An 18,731-nucleotide genomic window follows, 5' to 3' on the forward strand; every position below is an offset into this window, starting at 1 on the left:
CCTCCCCCCGCCTTCGGCAAGGGAGGGAATCAAGCCCCCTCCCCTGCGACAGCGGGGGAGGGCCGGGGTGGGGGCAAGCGCCTCCAATACACCGACAACGGTCCACCAATCCCATGTCCCCCCTCTTCACTCCGCTGAAGCCGGTCGCTCCGGCGCTGCGCACGGTGCTGGGCATCGCCTGCTTCGTGCTGTTCTTCCTGGGCTGGGGCATCGCCACCTACGGCGGCTTCGTGAAGCCGCTGTTCCTGGCCTCGCCCGGCGACACGCTGACGGCGGGCATCGCGCTGTTCCGGGAGTTCGGCTTCGCCGAGGACATCGCCGTCACGGTCTGGCGCGTCTTTGCCGGCTTCGTCATGGCCGCCGCCCTGGCGGTGCCGCTGGGCATCCTGATGGGGGCCTTCAAGCCGGTGGAGGCCTTCTTCGAGGCCTTCGTGTCCTTCGCCCGCTACCTGCCGGCCTCGGCCTTCATCCCGCTGCTGATCCTGTGGGCGGGTGTGGGCGAGTTGCAGAAGATCCTGGTCATCTTCATCGGCTCGGTCTTCCAGCTGATCATCATGGTGACGGTCATCGTGTCGGGCATCCGCTCCGATCTGGTGGAGGCTGCCTACACGCTGGGCGCCAAGCGCGACGGCGTGGTGCTGCGCGTCCTCCTGCCCGCCGCCTCGCCGCAGATCTTCGAGGCGCTGCGCCTCGTGCTCGGCTGGGCCTGGACCTACGTGATCGTGGCGGAGCTGGTGGGCGCGTCGCGCGGCATCGGCCACATGATCATCGACGCGCAGCGCTTCCTCGACACCGGCCAGATGATCTTCGGCATCTTCATCATCGGCGTGATCGGCCTGATCACCGACCTGCTGTTCCGGGCGCTCAACGCCCGTCTCTTCCCGTGGGCCAAAGGACGATAAGCGCCGGCCATGAGCAAGCTGTCCATCCGCAACGTCGAGAAGACCTTCCCCGGCCGCAACAGCACGGCGCCGACCCGCGCGCTGGTGCCGACGAGCCTGGAGGTCGCCGACAACGACTTCATCACCATCCTGGGGCCGTCGGGCTGCGGCAAGTCCACTCTGCTGCGCATCGTCGCCGGTCTGGAAACCCCCACCGCCGGCGAGGTGTTGCTGGAGGGCAAGGCGGTGTCCGGCCCCGGCCCGGACCGCGGCATGGTCTTCCAGTCCTACACGCTGTTCCCCTGGCTGACCGTGCGCGACAACGTCTGCTTCGGCCTGCGCGAGCGCGGCCTGCCGCGGGCGGAGCAGTTGGCGATCGCCGACCGCTTTCTGGCCCAGGTCGGGCTGAAGGGCTTCGAGAACCACCACCCCGCCCAGCTCTCCGGCGGCATGCAGCAGCGCACCGCGCTGGCCCGCGCGCTGGCCAACGATCCGAAGATGCTCCTGCTCGACGAGCCCTTCGGCGCGCTGGACCACCAGACGCGCGAGCTGATGCAGGAGCTGCTGCTGGGCATCTGGGAGGCCGACCGCAAGACGGTGATGTTCGTCACCCACGACATCGACGAGGCCATCTTCATGGCCAGCCGCGTGGTGGTGATGTCGGCCCGCCCCGGCCGCATCAAGTGCGACATCCCCATCGAGCTGCCGCACCCTCGCTCCTACAAGGTCAAGACCACCCCGGAGTTCGCCGCCTACAAGGAGCGGCTGACCGAGGAGATCCGTGTCGAGACCATCAAGGCCGTGACGATGGAACGCTGACCGGCGCTCCCGTCCGGACTGGAAAACACGAAAGAGCGGCACCGGCGGGTGCCGCTCCTTTCTTTTTTAACCACCGGCCCGAAGCTGATGACCGGTGTTCACGACCAGATCGGACAGGGCGACACCGGCGCGCTCAGCGTCCGACGCGAGCCTGCGCGGGCAGTTCCAGTGCAGCCGCCCATCAATTTCAAGCATCCGGCCATGACGCTTCACCACCCACACGCCGGTGGTCGCCAAGCGGATGACACGGGCCAGCGGTTCCCCGCTGAAGCCCGGATGAACCGGAGATACGAGTTGGGCAGCCGCCGGAACCGTTGGATGGATCGCCGCATCCGAGCGCTCAAAGGCCGGCGCGCAAGGATGGGCGTTGACCGGCTGCAACGGGTGCCGTTCACGGCGGTCACTCGGGCGGCTCGCCGGGAGAGTGGCAAGCGCCTGCGGTCTGGAAAGATGCAGCATGGGGGGCATCCTGGGACGTTTCCGATGAGCCTGCGTCCTCGATGTCGCGCAGGTCGTTAGGACACTGAACGTTCCACGCGCCCTGAATGAAGTAAAGAGGAAACGCCCCCGAATCCGTGCAACCTTTCGACGCGGGAAAATGGTAAAAAAGCAATAACCAGATTGCTTCTATAGTTACTGACTGTTAGCCAAGCACTGCCCTCCGGGCTTTGCAGAACGCTCCCGAATTCCTATTTCGAGGAAGGGCAAGGGGTCAGATACGCTCTCTTAGGGATGGAATGGATGGCTTTCTGCCCCGGAATAGTCACACGCAAAAGCGTGTTCATTCCGTAAGCATGCGACGTAAGCGCAGGCTTGACCGCTGGCTTTCGAGTCTGGCGGCACCCAAGAATGCAGGGAAGAAAAACGGGTGGAATCATGATGAAGAAATTGGCAGTGATCGTGGTTGGCGGTCTTGTTCTGACGGGCTGCTCGAACCTCAGCCACCGGGAACAGCGCACGCTCTCCGGCGGTGCCATCGGCGCTGCGGGCGGTGCCGCGGTCGGCGCTCTGACGGGGGGCAGCGCCGTGATGGGCGGCGTGATCGGCGGTGCGGCCGGCGCCGCGGTGGGCGCCCTAACCTCAAACAACGGCAAGCACCGGTAAACACAGGCTTCAGAACGGGGATCAGGCCGCCGGACCAATGTCCGCGGCCACCCCGACCCTCCGCGTGCCTTGAACGTCAAGGCCTCAGCAGACTTCTGATTTTCAAGGAGATGTTGGAGCGGGTGAAGGGAATCGAACCCTCGTCGTAAGCTTGGGAACGGCGGGCTTGGCACTATATGTATCTGCTTTTTCAATAGCTTAGCAGACGCCCGCCTGCTATCTTCTGGGCCTTATCGCCGATGCTTTTCCGTACCGATTCCGTACGAGGAGGCCCGTTCATGGCCCGCTCCGCGGCCCCTGACATCCGCTCGAAGACCGCGCGCGCCAAACTTGCTCCTCGCCGCGAGCCTTACTGGACGCGTCTGGCCAAGGGCAGCTATCTCGGCTACCGGCGACTGACGGCAGGGGCCGGCAGCTGGCTGGTACGCTACCGCGACACGCTGGGCACCCAGCACTTCGACGCGTTTGGCCAAGCCGACGACGCTCTGGAAGCGGACGGCGTCGGCGTCCTCACCTTCGACCAGGCGAGCGTGCGTGCGCGGCGCTGGTGCGAGGCCAAGGCCGCCGCCGAGGCCGGCGTGCGGCGTGGCCCCTACACGGTGGCGCAGTGCCTAGAGGACTACCTCGACTACGTGAAGACGCACCGCAAGTCGGTCAAGCACCTCGACACCTACGTCAAAGCCTACATCCTGCCACGCCTGGGCGCCTTCGACACGGCAGCACTGAGCTCCGCCGTGATCCGCAAGTGGCACCGGGAGATTGCCGAGGAGCCGCCGCGCCTGCGGACGTCGAAGGGCACGGCGCAGCGGTACCGTGCGGAGGATCCCAACCCCGAGGAAGCGTTGCGCAAGCGCCGGCTGCGCGCCAACCGCCACTTGGTGACCCTGCGTGCAGCGCTGAACCGGGCGTGGCGCGAGGGGCTGATCCCGAGTAACGACGCTTGGGCACGTGTCCAGCAGTTCGGCGGCGTCGAGCGCCAGCGCTCGCGCTTCCTCGACCACGATGAGGCCCGCCGCCTGCTGAATGCCTGCCAGCCTGAGCTGCGGGCAATGGTGCAACTGGCCCTTCTCACCGGGGCGCGCTACGGTGAGCTGTGCCGGCTGGAGGTGCGCGACTACCAAGTGGCGAGCGGCACGCTGTTCATTCGTGACAGCAAGTCCGGCAAGCCGCGGCACGTCGTTCTGAACGAGGAAGGTATGGCGGCCTGCCGGCAACTGACACTCGGTCGCCCGATGGGCGAGCCGCTGCTCAAACGGGATGACGGCGGGCGCTGGGACCGCGACCTTCACCAGTGCCCCTTCAAGGACGCGGTGCGACGCGCCGGCCTCGACCCGGCCTTCACCTTCCACGAGTTGCGCCACACCTGGGCCAGCCTGACCATCATGGCCGGGGCGCCGCTGATGGTGGTGGCGCAGAACCTCGGGCACCGCGACACGCGCATGGTGGAGCAGCACTATGGGCACTTGGCACAGTCGTACGTGGCCGACATGGTGCGCCGGACCGCGCCGTCGTTCGGCCTCGTTCAGCAAACAAATGTTTTGCCTCTATCCGTCGGGGGATGAACAAAAACGCGCTACTCGGCTGAGGCTGGTCTGACTGATGGTGCCCCCAGGTACGGTGGCACACCAAAATGCCGCGCAGCGCCAGCATCTCCTCCCCGATACGCAGACTCAGCGGAAATCAGAACGTCACTCCGACAGAGGTAGGGCATTGAGGTCCGCCCGGATCTGTCGCCATCCCGGCATGTTCCTGTCCAAGACGCTCAAGAAGACGTCGTCGTGTCGCGGAGAAATGAAGTGGGCCATTTCATGCAAGATGACGTAGTCCAGAGCAGGAAGAGGCTTTTTCGCGAGGTCCAGGTTGAGCCACACCAAGCCCTTGTCGGGATTGCAGCTTCCCCATTTGGTTCTCATGAGCTTGATGCCCCATCGCGGTTCAGTCACGCCCAGCCGGTCTGACCATTTCACGATGCGGGGCGCTGCCCGCTCCTTCAGTTGCCCGCGATACCAAGCAGACAGCAAATGTGCCTTCTGATCGGTTGTTGACCCTGCCGGCACTGTCATCGTCAAGCGATCCGACGCGTCTGGCTGGATCACGCACCTGTTCTTGGGAGCTGGCTTGACCAGCAGGCGAAGCGGCTTTCCGAAGACAAAATGGGTCTCCCCGGAGACATACCGGCGTTCGGGCTGTCGGGCCTGTCCTTCGAACTCGCGCTGCTTCTTCTTGATCCAGCCAAGCCGCGTGACAACCGCCACCCGGACTGCATCTTCGCTGACCGCAGGCGGTGCTGCGACGCGAACGCGACCGGTCGGGGGATAGACGCCGATATGAAGGTTCTTGATCGGTTTGCGGACCAGCTCCACCCAAAGTCCAGCGATTTCGATCAGTTCAGTATTCATCGTGCGACCGTATGATCTCGATGATACTGTCCACGACCTCCTCAACGTCGAGAGTGTTGAGCAGCTTTTGCCGGAGCATCCGCTCCTTCATTCTGTTGCCACGCCATCCGGTTTGGGCGGTTCTGCGGATCACCTCGTCCACCGCCAAGGTCGTGGCCTCATCCTGACCAAGGTTGTCATAGAGCGCTTTGCGCCCCGGTGATGTCATGGTCGAGGGATATTCCCCACCATGCCCCGCCTTCACCGCCCTGACCAGTTCTGCTATCCTTTCCAGATACTCCGCATAGGCGAGGGCATCATCCTTCCGCTTCTTGACCAAGTCGGTCAGAAGATCCGACATCCTTTCGTAGAACTTGGGGTTTACCGGCGTCTCATCGGTGATTAGCCGGCGCACGTTGTTCTCAATGGCTTCGGCAACGTTCTCACGCTTTGATTTCAGGGAGCTTGGCAGCCCGTCCTCGACCGCTGCGCCCTTGCTCGCCACGAGATCGATCAGACTGATATCGTCAAGGTGCGAGATCACCTCGGATTCTTCAGCCTTGATGTAGGTGTCGATCAGATACCGCATCGCAGGCTCGAACTGCTTCATGTCGACTGCGTCACCGCTGTGCAGCCGAACAGCATCGCGCAGCAAGATCGCCCGATCCACCTCGCCACGGTACTGAGCCAGCTGAAGATCATTGATACCTGAGGCTGCCGAATCGTCGGCTACAGACGCAAATGCGCGGGCATAAGCCGCAGCGAGTTTGTAGAGCGCCTGGCGTCGCCGCGCCTTTTCTTCGGATTGCGGATCTGTCTCCCATCCGCCTGGGCTGGAGAAGTACGCCAGAACCTGCTCGTCACCCTTGGGCTGTTCCACAGGGTCGAGCAGTCCGAACCATGCGTCCCGCGCAGTCATGAGGTCCACACCGGCCTTCTCGGCCCGCGAGGAAATCAGCCCCTCGACATCGGCCACGTCGAAGGCATCGAAGGCGCCTGAGGTGTAATCCTCGACCGCGGTTTCAATGTTCTTGAACAGATCCTTGTAGTCGACGACGTAGCCGTAATCCTTGTCATCCCCGTCGAGGCGGTTCACGCGGCAGATCGCCTGGAACAGCCCGTGATCGCGCATCTGCTTATCGATGTAGATGTAGGTCGCGGTCGGCGCATCGAACCCAGTCAGCAGACGACTGACGACGATCAGCAGCTTCATCTGCGCCGGTTCCTTGCGGAACTTCCGCAGGGCCTCGGCCTCGTAGGCCTCTTCATCCGTGCCCAGATCGGTCATCAGCCGGTTATAGACGCGATAAACGTACTGCTTTTCCGTCTCGCCCATCCCGGCCTCTTCGCCGGTCAGTTCGGAGGCATTCCGCATGTAGGACGTGACGATCGCGCATTTCCCGGCGAGGTCCGAGCCGGAGTTCCGGAAGATCTCGAACAGCCTGCATGCCTCCGGAATCGACCCTGCCACCAGCATGGCGTTACCGCGGCCGGCCTTCAGGCGCGGCTTCAACTCCATATCCATGATGATGTCGTTGGCGATCTGCTCCAGCCGGTCCTTGGAGGATAGCACGCGTTGCAGCGTGCCCCAGCGCTGCTTCAGCGTCGCCTTCGCAACAGGGGTCAGCCCTTTGGTCTTGGCCTCGAACCACTCGTCGATCTTCTTCGGCGAGGCCACGCGGTGGTCGATGTCACGAGCTTCATAGCGCAGGTCCAGCACGACCCGATCCTCCACCGCCTCATTGAAGCGGTAAGGCGTGCCGATGTAGGGGCCGAACACTTCCAGCGAGGTTTGCTTGCCGGTGCGCAAGAGCGGTGTGCCGGTAAAGCCGTAGAACACTGCATCCGGCAGGATCATCCGCATAGCCCCGGCCAGCTTGCCCGATTGGGTCCGGTGCGCCTCGTCGATGAAGACGAAAAACTCGCATACCGGCGCGCCGACCTGGCCGCGCTGGATGTCGGCGATCATGGAGCCCAGCTCGTCCTCTTCCCGGCGGCCGAACTTGTGAACCAGCGACGCCACCACCCGGTGCTTCGGGTCGGCCAACGCGGCCAGCAGGTCGGCGCCAGACTTCGCGCGGCGGACCTTGTCGCCGGCATTGCCGAAAACCGCCTCGATCTGTTCGTCCAGTTCCTTCCGGTCGGTCACCACCAAGATCCGGGCATCGGGCCGGGCCTCGCGGATCCAGCGGGCCAGCATCACCATGATCAGGCTTTTGCCCGAGCCTTGCGTCTGCCAGATGATCCCGCCCTGGCGCGCCTGCACGGCCGCCTGCGCGGCCTTCACGGCGAAATACTGGTTTGGGCGGGCGACCTTCTTGATGCCTGCGTCGAACAGGATGAAATCGTTGATCAGTTCCAGAAACCGCGCGGGCGCCAGCATCTGCGATACGTCGCGGTCGAGCGGCGCGGTGATCGTGCTTTCCTCCTTCCAGGCCAGCCAATAGGGCTGTGGGGTCTGGATGGCGGCATAGCGCAGGCCCTGCATGTCGTTGCCTGCAAAGGTGATCTGTACGGTCGTGAAAAAATGCCGGATGAATTCGGGGCGTTGGTTGTCCAGCGTCTGGCGGATGCCTTCACCCAGATCGACGGTGGACTTCTTCAACTCCACCACGCCCAGCGCGATACCGTTCACATACATCACCAGATCGGGGCGCTTGTTGTAGGCCTTGGGGTTCTTCGCGGTGATCGCCACCTCTTCGGCAACACCAAGGTCGTTGGCGGCCGGATTCTCCCAATCGACAAAGCGCACAGTGACCGGAGCCTCGCCGGGGCCGGGGGTAACCTGCACACCGTAGCGCAGCATGTCATAGGTGGCGCGGTTCGCCTCGTAGAGCTTCAGCCCGTCCATCCGCGCGGCGCGCTGCAATTCGGCGACGGCCTTGGTGACGACTTCCGGGTCATACCCGCGTGCGGTCAGCCAGGGGCGCAGAAGGTCGGGCTCGATGTTGGCGTTGCCCGCGCGCTTCTGCCAGTCCCCCAGGTAGCGCCAGCCGAGGCCGCCGGTCTTGCCCGACGTATCGCCGCACATCTGGGCGATCATGCGGTTCTGCGTGGCGCGTTCCGGATCGCCGATGGCCATGAGAATTCCCCCTGAAAATACTGTCACCCAGTCAGACCAGCCTGACCCGCCCTGTCAAAAGGTTCTGCATCATCCCCTCCTTCACCGCCCGCGCTTTGGCCAGACGGGATTCGAGGGTTTGGATTTCGGCGTCCATGTCGGACAGGACGGCGGCGATGGCTTTCTGTTCATGAATCGAGGGACAAGCAAAGGTTAATTCGCTAACCGTTGCCAGGTTTATCCCAGTCTTTGCACCCACATCCGTCATCTCGACGAAACGCTTTTGCGGTCCGTCTGATGCTAGATAGTAGGCGACGAACTTGGGGCATACGTGATCAGACGGCAGCCGCAGGCAGGCGACGTGCTGGTTGACGTAAGCGGGAAGTGGTACCCTTTCATCTACATAACCGATGATCCCAATGTCCGCGGTGATGGAAATCAGGATGTCTCCGGACCTGAGTCCCGTTCGCAGCCCTTCTCGTTCACACTCTGGGAGTGCAACGTGTTGTCGGTCAGACAAGTCTGGGTAGATGGACTCCCGATCCAGGTTTGTAATCCGTATGAACAGATCACCCGCCTCTGCATAGTATTTTGCCCAGCCACGCGATCCGCTGGTGATAAATGGCGCGAATGACGCTGCGGTTCGAATGGGCCACTCCCCCGAGAACCCCGGGAGACGGCGGCGGGCGGTGAGGAGGTCTTGCATCGCGCCCTGTTTGATCAGGCGCTTCTTGGCGATCACCCGCTCCAACCCCACCACCAACCCATCCGCATCCGACAACGCGGCGGCGATGGCCTTTTGTTCGACGGGGTCATCAGGCGACAGCACATCAATTACATGAAGGTCATTCCTGTTTACGCCCGGAACGCCTGTCTTCCCGCTCTGGCCAGCGAAATCAAAGCGTTGAAGCAGGTAATAACAAAAATTCGGATCATTTCCGTGGAAATTCGAGACAAAAAGGGTTGTGTTCAGTGGCCAGTAAGGGCCTTCGACAAAGAAGACCTTCCCGATGGTTCCGTATCGCCCTGTTACAAGCCCCGCCCCCGTCTTGATCGTCTCGTTGTGCCATCCCTCGGGACCAGAGGACGAGATAATTGGCACATCCCCCTGGACACGCAAACGCTTCGGAAGATCAAAGCCACGTTGAAAGGTTACAATCTGGCCGAGTGGCTTACTGGTCCAGCCTTCAATCATACCGCTACCCCCATCGCCGACAGATGACCGGCCACCCGAGACTCCAGCACCGCCAGATCATCCATGATCTGCGGCAGGGTCTGGCCATAACGTTCGGTGAGCACCCTCACGCGGGCGGTCAGCGCCTCGGTGCGGGCCTCGACCTCGGCCCCAATGGCGGCCGTGATGTCGGCCAGCCACTTGTCCCGCACCACCAGGGTGCGGATGTCGTCCTCGGTCAGGATCGGGTATTTCTTCAGCACCGCCGCGGTCAGCTTCGCCTCGGCCTCCTTCGCCGCCTTCTTCGCCGCCGCCTCGGCCGCAATCAGCTTGGCCGCCTGTTTCAACAGCAACCGTTCCTCAGGCTCGGCCTCATCCGAACTTTCGCGCGCCTTCACCGATGCGGCGGTCAGCTTTCCGGTATCGGACAGCGCGAATTCCAGCAGTCCACCCTCGGCCCCGTGTTCCTCGGCCAGTTCCTCGATCTCGCGGCCCAGCTCCTCGGCCCGGGTGGTGGCGGTGTCCAGCGCCTGTTTCAGATCGGGGAAGAAGCGTGCGGTGATCAGCGCGGGCGGGATGACATCGGCGACAAGGCGGGCCTTGTTCACGGTCAAGTCGCCCTCCTCCAGCCATTTCACCTTGCCGTCGTCATTGGTTTCCTTCCGGGCCTCGCGCAACGCGCGCGCCGCCAGCCAGCCGCCGCCCGCGATGATGAACACATCGTCCTGCATGGTCGCCGCCCAATAGGACATGAGGCGCTGATAGGCCTCGTACTTGTCGACCAGGGGCGCGGGATCGAACCGGGTCAGCATGTCCTCTGCGATGGAGTGGATCAGGTCACGGGGGTGGTCGCCCTGCCCGATGCCCAACAGGGCGGGGATGTTGGCCGTGATCCAGCCGTTCAGGATGTCCGTGACCTGCTCCCGGAAGGCGGCAAAATCCGGGTGGTTGCGGATGGTCGCACGCACCTTGTCGGGTGCCACCAGCGGATCGGCGTAGTCCTTGCGCGGGTTCGGCCCGAAGAGCGTGGCGCGCAGGGTGGGCATGACAGCCCAGAATTCGCCCAACGCGTCGATGTCGCGCTCCGGCACGCCGCCGTGCAGGTGGGCGGTGATGTCCTGTAGATCCTCGGGGTCGGACCCGTCGATGTAGCGGGGGATGTTCAGGTTGAAGCCGTTGCCGGTGATCTCATCGAAGGGGACGAGACGGGAATAGCCGGGGGTAGTCTCCTGCCGGGTGAAGGCGTCGACGATCTTATGGATGTCGCGCTCGCGCAGACGGTTCTTGTTCCCGTCCTTGATGAAACCCTTGGAGGCGTCGATCATGAAGACGGGGCGGTCGGCCCGCGCCTCGGACTTATCCAGGACGATGATCGAGGCGGGGATGCCGGCGCCGTAGAACAGGTTGGCGGGCAAGCCGATGACGCCCTTGATGTAGCCGCGTTTCAGGATCTTCTCGCGCAGCTTGGCCTCGGCGTTGCCGCGGAACAGGACGCCGTGCGGCATGATGACCGCGCCCGACCCTGTGGCCTTCATCGAGGCGAGGATGTGTAGGAGGAAGGCGAAATCGCCGTTCTTGGCGGGCGGGTCCCCATCGACGAAGCGACCGTATTTCGTTTCCTCGGCCAGGCCCGCGGCCCATGCCTTGGCCGAGAAGGGCGGGTTGGCGACGACGAAGTCGAAGGTCTGGAGGGTGTGCGCGTCGGTCAGAAAGTGCGGTTCGGCGATGACGTCGCCCTGCGCGATCTCAGCGGTCGCGCGGTTGTGCATGATCATGTTCATGCGGGCGAGGCCGCGCGTGGCGATGTCCATCTCCTGACCGAAGATGGTGATCGGCACGCGGGCGGTCTCGGCGGCTTTGATCAACAACGAGCCGGAGCCACAGGTCGGGTCATAGACCGTCTGGCGCGGACTGGTAGCCCGGCTGACGCCTGCGACAGCCGCCACGACGCGCGACACCTCGGCCGGGGTGTAGAACTGACCTTTGGACTTGCCCGCCTCAGTCGCGAAGTTGCGCATCAGGTATTCATAGGCGTCGCCCAGGATGTCGTCGCCGTCAGCCCTGTTCTTCGAGAAGTTCAGCCCTTCCCGGCTGAAGATGTTGATCAGCGCGGTCAGCGTTTTGATCATCTTCTGGCCGCGCCCGAATTTTTCGGGGTCGTTGAAGAAGGCTCGATCGATCACGCCGCTGAGGTCGTTCTCTTCCGCGATGCGGGCGATAATCGTGTCCATCCCCTCGCCGATGTTCTTGGATCCGCGCAGGGCCTTCATGTCGGCGAAGGAGGCCCCCGGTGGCACCTCGATCAACGCGTCGGGCTGGCCAGCGCGGTCGGACACGTATTTCACGAAGAGCAGGGTGAGGATGTAGTCCTTGTAGAGCGAGGCATCCATGCCGCCCCGGAGCTGATCGCAGCTTTCCCAAAGAGACCGGTAGATATCGCTCTTCTTGATGGCCATGAGCCGCTCGCTCTCGAATTATCTCTATTTTTCCCGATTGATACGGGCTTGGAGGCTGTTGCGCAATCACGTCGTGACGTTGCGGAAGGCGTCCTGCAGACACCGTCAAGTTCGGGCTGGCCTAGCCGTTGGGGTGACGGTACAGGGCCGGCATGACGGTCCGATCTGGCAGACGCACACCGAGAGTGGCCTCGACAAATCCCGCTTCACGGCCGACTGGAAGTGCTCGCTGGGCAGCAGGTTCCCATTGCTTGAGATGAGGTGTGGGCCGCCGCATCCCTCCCTCACCGGGGAGGCTACCCTCCTTAATCGCCCAGCTCACAGCCAAGTCGGCGCCTATGCCTCGACAGGAATTGCTCATGCGCGTCTGTGTTTCTTGTCTCCCTTCACGACCGATGCGGCCACCCCGCTCAAAGGATGCGCCGTCAACGGCGACAGCACTCGGGGAATCACCAAACCGCCAGCATTGTCCGCGTATGCCGTCTTAGCGACGAGCGCGACGCGGCGGTCCGGCTGTTGCGGAAGGCGCTCGACAGTGTTGCCCCCAAGCGACGGGCCTTCGCTGCACGGCGCCAATTACGATGACCGCCTGACGACGATTGGAATGGCCGGGTGGCGGCTCCGTCATCAGCCTCTCCCCCGCGATCGCGGGGGAGAGGCTGATGACGGGCGCGCGGATCACCGACCGGCAGGTCAGGCAGTACATGGACGAGCGCAGGCAAGGAGACAGTCAGGCGACGGCGGCGGCGAAGGCCGGGTTCAGCGAGCGGACGGCGCGCCGGATCGACGCCAACCCAATCCCGCCAAGCCAACGGCCCCGTGAACGGACCTGGCGTACCCGCGAGGATCCGTTCGCCGGCGTGTGGGACGAGGAGTTGGTGCCGGTTCTGCGCTCGGCTCCACACATCCGGGCGACCACCCTGCTGGAAGAGCTCCAGCGCCGTCACCCCGGCGACTATCCTGATCGCCTGCTGCGTTCGCTTCAGCGCCGGGTCGCCCTGTGGCGGGCGACCGAGGGCCCGGAGCAGGAGTTGATCTTCCGCCAAGACCACCCTCCCGGTTATCAGGCCCTGTCCGATTTCACCGAGACCGCCAGCCTCGGCATCACCATCGACGGCATCCCCTTCGACCATCTCCTCTATCATTTCTGGCTGGCCTACAGCGGCTGGGAGACCGTCAAGCTCGTCCAGGGCGGCGAGAGCTTCACCGCCCTGACCGAAGGGCTTCAGGAAGCGCTGTGGCAACTCGGCGGCGTTCCTCACACCCATCGCACCGACCGCTTGTCTGCCGCCTACCGCAACCTGACGGCCGAGGACGACGAAGCCGCCGGATACGCCGCCTTCTGCCGCCATTACGGCATGACCCCGACCCGCAACAACGCCGGCGTCGCTCATGAGAACGGCAGCGTTGAAGCCGCCCATGGACATCTGAAAGCAGCCTTGCGCGACGCCCTCGATCTGCGTGGGTCGCGCGATTTCCCGGACATTCCCACCTACCAGGCCTTCCTGCAGGACACCGTCGCCCGCAAGAACGCCCGCCGCCGAAAGGCGCTGGAGGTGGAGTTGCCGGAACTCAAGCCGCTGCCCCGCCACCGCACCACCGATTTCTCCACCACCACCGTCACCGTGACCCGTAGCGGCACCATCTCCGTGCGCAAGGTGCTCTACACCGTGCCGTCCCGGCTTGTCGGCTGCCGGCTTAAGGTGCATCTCTACGACGACCGGCTGCTCTGTTGGCTGGGCACGACCCAGGTGCTGACGCTCGCCCGCAAGCATCCCAAGGGCAAGCTGCGCGACCGGGTCGTCGATTACCGCCACCTCGCCGCATCCCTGGTGCGCAAGCCGCAGGCGTTCCGCCGCTCCGTTTTCCGCGACGAACTCTTTCCCCAACCGGCCTTCCGCCGGGCCTGGGAGGTGCTGGACGAACAGCTCGACGACCGGCAGGCGTGCCGCGTCTACGTCGGTCTGCTTCATCTGGCAGCCACCGGCGCCTGCGAGGCGGCCCTGGCCGAGCATCTCGACGCCGTGCTCGACCGCGGCGGCCTGCCCGATCTCGAGGGTGCCCGGACGGCCGTGGCGCCTCCCCAGCCGGCGGCGGTGCCACTGATCACCGTGGCGCCGCCCGATCTCGCCGGATACGACCGCCTGCTGCGGCCGGCCACCGCCACCCCCGATCCGGAGCCTGCATGACCGACATCGATGCCGCCAAACTGCCCGTGATGCTGTCCGCCCTGCGCCTGCCGACCATTGGCCGGCTGTGGCCGGGTTTCGCCGAACGGGCCGACCGAGAGGGCTGGGGGGCCGCGCGCTTCCTGGCCACCCTGTGCGAGCATGAGCTGGCCGAACGCACCGAACGCCGCATCGCCCGCCACATGGCCGAGTCGGATCTGCCCGACGGCAAGACGCTGGCCACCTTCGACTTCGCTGCCGTGCCCACCATCCGCAAACCCCACGTCGAGGCGCTCGGCCGGGGCGACGGTTGGATCGAGCGCGGCGCCAACCTGCTGATCTTCGGCCCCAGCGGCGTCGGCAAGACCCATGTCGCCGCCGCCATCGGCACCGCCCTCATCGAAGGCGGCCGGCGTGTCCTGTTCACCCGGACCACCGATCTCGTGCAAAAGCTTCAGGCGGCGCGGCGCGACCTCGCCCTGCCAAACCTGCTGGCCCGGCTCGACCGCTTCGATTGTCTGATCCTCGACGACCTCGGCTACGTCCGCAAGGACCAGGCCGAAACCTCGGTGCTGTTCGAGCTGATCGCCGAACGCTACGAACGCCGAAGCTTGATCTTGACCTGCAATCAACCCTTCAGCGCCTGGGACGCGATTTTTCCCGATCCCGCCATGACCGTGGCCGCCATCGACCGCTTGGTGCACCACGCCACCATTCTGGAACTGAACACGGAAAGCTACCGCCGCCGCTCCGCCCTGGCCGCGGCCCAAGACCCGAGGGCCGGCGAAGGGTAATCGACGCGACAACCGCGTCATTGTCGCCGGACCGGCGCGGCGGCATGATGGCGGCCATGTATGAGCCGCCGACCATCGCCCAGCTGAAGATCACGATCCTGGACATCGACCCGCCGATCTGGCGGCGCCTGCTGGTGCCGCGCAAAACCACGCTGGCCGAGTTGCACCACATCATCCAGGCCGCCTTCGGCTGGCTCGACTACCATCTCCATCAGTTTGAGATCGGCGGCTTGCGCTTCGGCGACCCCGACATGCTCAACGCCGACGCCTTCGACGACGACAGCCGGGCATTGCCGGAGGAGGACGTTCGCCTGTTCGACTTCCTGTCCACCCCGCCGCCGTTCCTCTATCTCTACGACTTCGGCGACGATTGGCACCATCGGATCGAGATCGAAACCCTGCGTTTGCCCGAGGCCGATCGCAAGTACCCCGCCTGCATCGACGGCGCCCGCTCGCGACCTCCGGAGGACGTCGGCGGTGTCCATGGCTACGCTGAGTTCCTCGACGTCTTGCACGACCCAAACCACCCCGACCATGCCGACATGAAGCGATGGGCGGGCCGAGCATTCCATCCCGAAAAGTTCGACATCGCCAAAACCGATCGCGCTGTTCGCTCCGCTGTCCGCGCCGCAAAACGCCGAGCGGCACTGTCACGATACGACTGATCCCACCCTCCGACCAGACACCGTAATTGGCGTCAACAGGACGTCAAAATTGTCGTTGCACACTTCGCCTTCCTCCGCTTCCCGAAGCTGTCGTTCTGTCGGCAATCCCTCCTGCAGCGCCTTGGCCCGTCACGTGGTCATGAGACCGGCGTGTCGCCCCCACCCGCTTCCGCGGTTGGGTTCCAACATGACGAGGTCAGAAGGATGGCGAACATCGATACGCATGCGAGCCGGCAGGAACAGCCAGCGCCGGCGGATCAGGCTCTCGCCCGACGGATCGCCGAGCGGGTCCACCGGTTGGAGACGCCCCAGCCCTGGACGAATGGCTATCTCGATGGTGAGGTCCGGGCCGCGGCGGATCGCCTGCTGGCGGGAATCCAAGACCTCGATGACGCCGCGCAGGCGCCCGAGGAACGAGCGTGCCGGGCGGACACGCTCGTCGCTGCGCTCGATGCCGAACAGGCTGTCTGGGCGGCGACGGAGGACGGGGGGCGAGGCGGTGGCAGAGCTGCGCGGCCTCGGAATGACCGTGATGGTGACGAGCGGAGACAGCCGACCGCGCAAGGCCGGGACGACATTCGGACCCGGCTGGTGACAGTCGCCTGATCTCGCCGGCCAGCTTTCTCGGTAGGCCGACAGCGATGATCGACGAGTACGACGGCCAGCACCGAGCCGATTGTTCCTGCGCGGGCATTTCTGTCGAGCTTATCGGTTTATAGCGTCCGAACGCTATAATTCGCCGGACGACGACCGCGGTGTCACATCACGGCGCCTCGGAGCTACGGCCACCATGACCGATCCCACCATCGCCCGCGGGCCCGACACCGGCACTGGCACCGGCGGGAAGGCAGTGCAGTGGCCAGAACGAGGATGTCCGTTCTTGACCTGCGCAGTGGCGACTTAAATTCCGAGCGGAGCGACGCCGCCAATCCGCGCTCACCGACTCGAGAAGCTCATTCCTGCACGCCTTCCAAGTGTGATGCAGCGGCAATCCTGCTCACTCCTTCAGGCAAGCGCGCAGCCTTCCGTAGCTCCTGCCCCGGCACCGCCGCCTCATCCACAGGTCGCCTAAAATATACGAAATACGCGCGACCGGGTTCCGCCGGCCGATCATAGTGGGGGTGGAGGGCAGCGCGGCGATCCGCTTCTCGTGGCAGATTTCGGAAGCTGGAACGCGCGACCGCCGCGCGCCGCTCTTGGTCCGAGCACCGAACCAAGTCAATCCTGTCTCCAGGCCACAGAGGAGAACACGGATGACCAAGCACACCAAGGAAGGGCTGCCGACGGGCGACGAGCTGTCGGTTCTGCTCGCCGGCGTTACGCCCGACGACGACCATACCGCGCTGCTGGCGGCGCTGCACGGTGCATACCCGAATCTGCGGTGGCGGGCGGTGCTGCCGGCGATGCCGGAAAGCTACTCGACCGATCGGGCGCTCGTCACGACGGCGGGCGTGCGCGCCGTCGACAGCCGGAAGGCGTGGATCAGGGAGCAGATCGCGACGGCCGGCGGCTCATGGCGTCCGGTCTGGAGGACGCTGTGCGGGCGCACCGATCTGCTCGCTGTCGAGCGCCGCTTCAATCCGGTCTATGTCGTCGCGCGCACCGGTCCGGCACCGCAGGATTATGTGCAGGTCGCGCTCGACGTGCAGACCGAGCACGTCGTCGGCACCGTGACCACCCAGCGGATGCCGTACGGCGAGGACGAATTCCTGCATGACCTCGGCAATCTTCCCACCGGCGTCTCTGGCGGTGTGATCGGCCGCCCGTCGTACCGCCTGAGCCGGGTCGACCACGTGCCCGCGCTGCTCGAAGAGATCGACCGGCTGGAATATGAGGAGCGCCTGGCCCAGGCCCCGGAGATGCAGCGCAAAACCATCCGCATCGTTGAGATCGACGGGACGCGCTCCCGGCAGTACGACAAGCCATTCCTCGAGGAATGTCCCGGCTGGATCAACGAGCTGCCCAAGCTGGTGCGGTGGTTCGAGGACTGGCGCGACAGCTCCGCCCACGAGCATGACATCACCCGCCATTGGGGCATCGAGGTGGTCGACCGCATGAGCAACGGCAAGCGCATCCTGGGTGGGACGCCGCGCTGGATCGGCGACGCGAATTTGCCGTCCCTCAGCATCCCCGACGGCGTGGCGGACCCGCGGAAGCTGCGACGCCTGGCCACCGACGCGGCGGCGTTCGACCGCGCCCTCGGCTACCCGATGGCCTGGTTCTTCCACTCCGCCTACGGCAACCGCTCGACCCCCGACGCGATCCGGCGCATGTTGGACGCTCTCGATTCCAAATACGTTACCCTGCCTGACCGCGACGCGGAGGTCATGAAGCGCTGGGTCCAGCGGCCTTACGCGTTTTAGAGCGGGCTTCGTGGCGATTTCCGCCCGGCTTTGCCGTGTTGGGAGGTGAGTACTCCTGGTCTTGGGGATGGCCCAGGACAATGAACGCACGCGCAGCCGACCCGAGAACTCGCGGTCGGGAGCGGCGACCGCCACGCCGCTCCCGACCGTGTCGATTACGGACGGGTGAAGCCTCTCGAAATGGTGTTGGTCGTCTGGGGCGCTGCGGCGGCAACCGCCCTGAGCCTGGCCCGGTGGATCATCGCGTGATGGGTTGCGGGCCGGAAGCGGCGGTGGACCACCAGGGATTGGACACCGCACAGGATGTTGGAGCGGAAGCTGCTGAGCCCGCTGGCGAGCGCGAAGGGAACCGGAAGCGTGCGGGGGGTGTCCGGGTCCGGATGGAACATGACGAAGGGCGCGGTCGGGTTGTAGTACAGGATGGCCTCGGCCTCGGTCAGCTCACCCGAAAGGCTGTTGACGTGGTCCTGGATGCCTTCGGCAACCTGATTGAGAAAGGTGACGATGCGGGCGCAGGGGGCGCAGGGTTGAGTGGTGCTCCGCGTGGCATGGAGGGAGTCGAAGACCCAGTCGGTCGTCTCCGTGAAGTGTCTGGCGTAAACGTGGGTGCTCGCCATCGCCTCGGAAAAGCTCCCGGGGAACGAAGGGGAGACGGCTTCGATCACGATGGTCGAGTCTGAGTAGCGATCATCTGTGTAATAGACCTCCAGCTCCTCAACACGAGGAGCCGCTTCGAAGACGGACTGAACGGGTGCGAGACGTGACATGGCTTGTCCTCCTGGTTGGAGAAAGTCCCGCGCCGACGGCGACGAGGACAAGCCGAGCTTCTTTGTTAAGAAGCGAGGAGAGAAGGCGGTCTACCTTCATC

The 18,731-nt window shown here is 64.5% G+C and carries 15 protein-coding genes; 9 read left to right on the forward strand and 6 right to left on the reverse strand.

The window, feature by feature from the left end; translation table 11 throughout:
• Nucleotides 1-113 precede the first annotated feature (113 nt).
• Complete coding sequence (locus AC1DVI_RS09955; protein ID WP_038529855.1) at nt 114-902, forward strand: ABC transporter permease; 789 nt, start codon at nt 114-116, stop codon at nt 900-902.
• Between the two features lie 9 nt (nt 903-911).
• Nucleotides 912-1,700, forward strand: coding sequence for an ABC transporter ATP-binding protein (locus AC1DVI_RS09960; RefSeq protein ID WP_094307089.1), 789 nt, complete (start codon nt 912-914; stop codon nt 1,698-1,700).
• A 66-nt stretch (nt 1,701-1,766) separates the two neighbouring features.
• Here AC1DVI_RS09960 and AC1DVI_RS09965 read toward each other — a convergent pair whose 3' ends face one another.
• Nucleotides 1,767-2,159, reverse strand: coding sequence for a hypothetical protein (locus tag AC1DVI_RS09965; protein WP_476957828.1), 393 nt, complete (start codon nt 2,157-2,159; stop codon nt 1,767-1,769).
• A 417-nt stretch (nt 2,160-2,576) separates the two neighbouring features.
• Between AC1DVI_RS09965 and AC1DVI_RS09970 the strand changes: the two genes are divergently transcribed.
• Both AC1DVI_RS09970 and AC1DVI_RS09975 read left to right on the forward strand, forming a co-directional pair.
• Nucleotides 2,577-2,804, forward strand: coding sequence for a YMGG-like glycine zipper-containing protein (locus AC1DVI_RS09970; protein WP_476957829.1), 228 nt, complete (start codon nt 2,577-2,579; stop codon nt 2,802-2,804).
• Between the two features lie 278 nt (nt 2,805-3,082).
• Nucleotides 3,083-4,366 carry a tyrosine-type recombinase/integrase gene (locus AC1DVI_RS09975; protein WP_476957830.1) on the forward strand — a complete coding sequence of 428 codons (1,284 nt, stop codon included), beginning with the start codon at nt 3,083-3,085 and terminating at the stop codon, nt 4,364-4,366.
• Between the two features lie 126 nt (nt 4,367-4,492).
• On the opposite strand, the gene AC1DVI_RS09980 is transcribed toward AC1DVI_RS09975, so the two are convergent.
• From AC1DVI_RS09980 to AC1DVI_RS09995, 4 genes are read right to left on the reverse strand one after another with little or no spacing between them, the layout of a single operon-like run.
• On the reverse strand, nt 4,493-5,203 hold the full coding sequence (locus tag AC1DVI_RS09980) for a M48 family metallopeptidase (protein ID WP_476957831.1): 711 nt from the start codon (nt 5,201-5,203) through the stop codon (nt 4,493-4,495).
• On the reverse strand, nt 5,193-8,264 hold the full coding sequence (locus AC1DVI_RS09985; protein WP_476957832.1) for a type I restriction endonuclease subunit R: 3,072 nt from the start codon (nt 8,262-8,264) through the stop codon (nt 5,193-5,195). The genes AC1DVI_RS09980 and AC1DVI_RS09985 overlap by 11 nt, the downstream gene beginning before the upstream one ends.
• 31 nt (nt 8,265-8,295) lie before the next feature.
• Entirely contained in the window at nt 8,296-9,438 is a 1,143-nt protein-coding gene (locus tag AC1DVI_RS09990; protein ID WP_476957833.1) for a restriction endonuclease subunit S, read from the reverse strand.
• Nucleotides 9,435-11,873, reverse strand: a complete 2,439-nt coding sequence (locus tag AC1DVI_RS09995; RefSeq protein WP_476957834.1) for a type I restriction-modification system subunit M — start codon at nt 11,871-11,873, stop codon at nt 9,435-9,437. Before AC1DVI_RS09995 ends, AC1DVI_RS09990 begins: the two co-directional genes overlap by 4 nt.
• A gap of 662 nt (nt 11,874-12,535) precedes the next feature.
• On the opposite strand from AC1DVI_RS09995, the gene istA reads away from it, so the two are divergent.
• The 5 genes from istA to AC1DVI_RS10020 all read left to right on the forward strand — a co-directional run bounded on the left by istA (nt 12,536) and on the right by AC1DVI_RS10020 (nt 17,863).
• Entirely contained in the window at nt 12,536-14,062 is a 1,527-nt protein-coding gene (gene istA / locus AC1DVI_RS10000) for an IS21 family transposase (protein ID WP_476957835.1), read from the forward strand.
• Complete coding sequence (istB, locus tag AC1DVI_RS10005; protein WP_237906836.1) at nt 14,059-14,835, forward strand: IS21-like element helper ATPase IstB; 777 nt, start codon at nt 14,059-14,061, stop codon at nt 14,833-14,835. The genes istA and istB overlap by 4 nt, the downstream gene beginning before the upstream one ends.
• 44 nt (nt 14,836-14,879) lie before the next feature.
• Nucleotides 14,880-15,500, forward strand: a complete 621-nt coding sequence (locus AC1DVI_RS10010; protein WP_237906837.1) for a plasmid pRiA4b ORF-3 family protein — start codon at nt 14,880-14,882, stop codon at nt 15,498-15,500.
• A 204-nt stretch (nt 15,501-15,704) separates the two neighbouring features.
• Complete coding sequence (locus AC1DVI_RS10015) at nt 15,705-16,106, forward strand: hypothetical protein (protein WP_476957836.1); 402 nt, start codon at nt 15,705-15,707, stop codon at nt 16,104-16,106.
• A gap of 647 nt (nt 16,107-16,753) precedes the next feature.
• The gene (locus tag AC1DVI_RS10020; protein ID WP_476957837.1) at nt 16,754-17,863 is read left to right on the forward strand and encodes a hypothetical protein; all 1,110 of its coding nucleotides are present in this window, start codon (nt 16,754-16,756) and stop codon (nt 17,861-17,863) included.
• 155 nt (nt 17,864-18,018) lie between these two features.
• On the opposite strand, the gene AC1DVI_RS10025 is transcribed toward AC1DVI_RS10020, so the two are convergent.
• Nucleotides 18,019-18,630, reverse strand: coding sequence for a hypothetical protein (locus AC1DVI_RS10025; RefSeq protein ID WP_476957838.1), 612 nt, complete (start codon nt 18,628-18,630; stop codon nt 18,019-18,021).
• Nucleotides 18,631-18,731 lie beyond the last annotated feature (101 nt).

The organism is Azospirillum sp. P4_B5 (assembly GCF_056402275.1).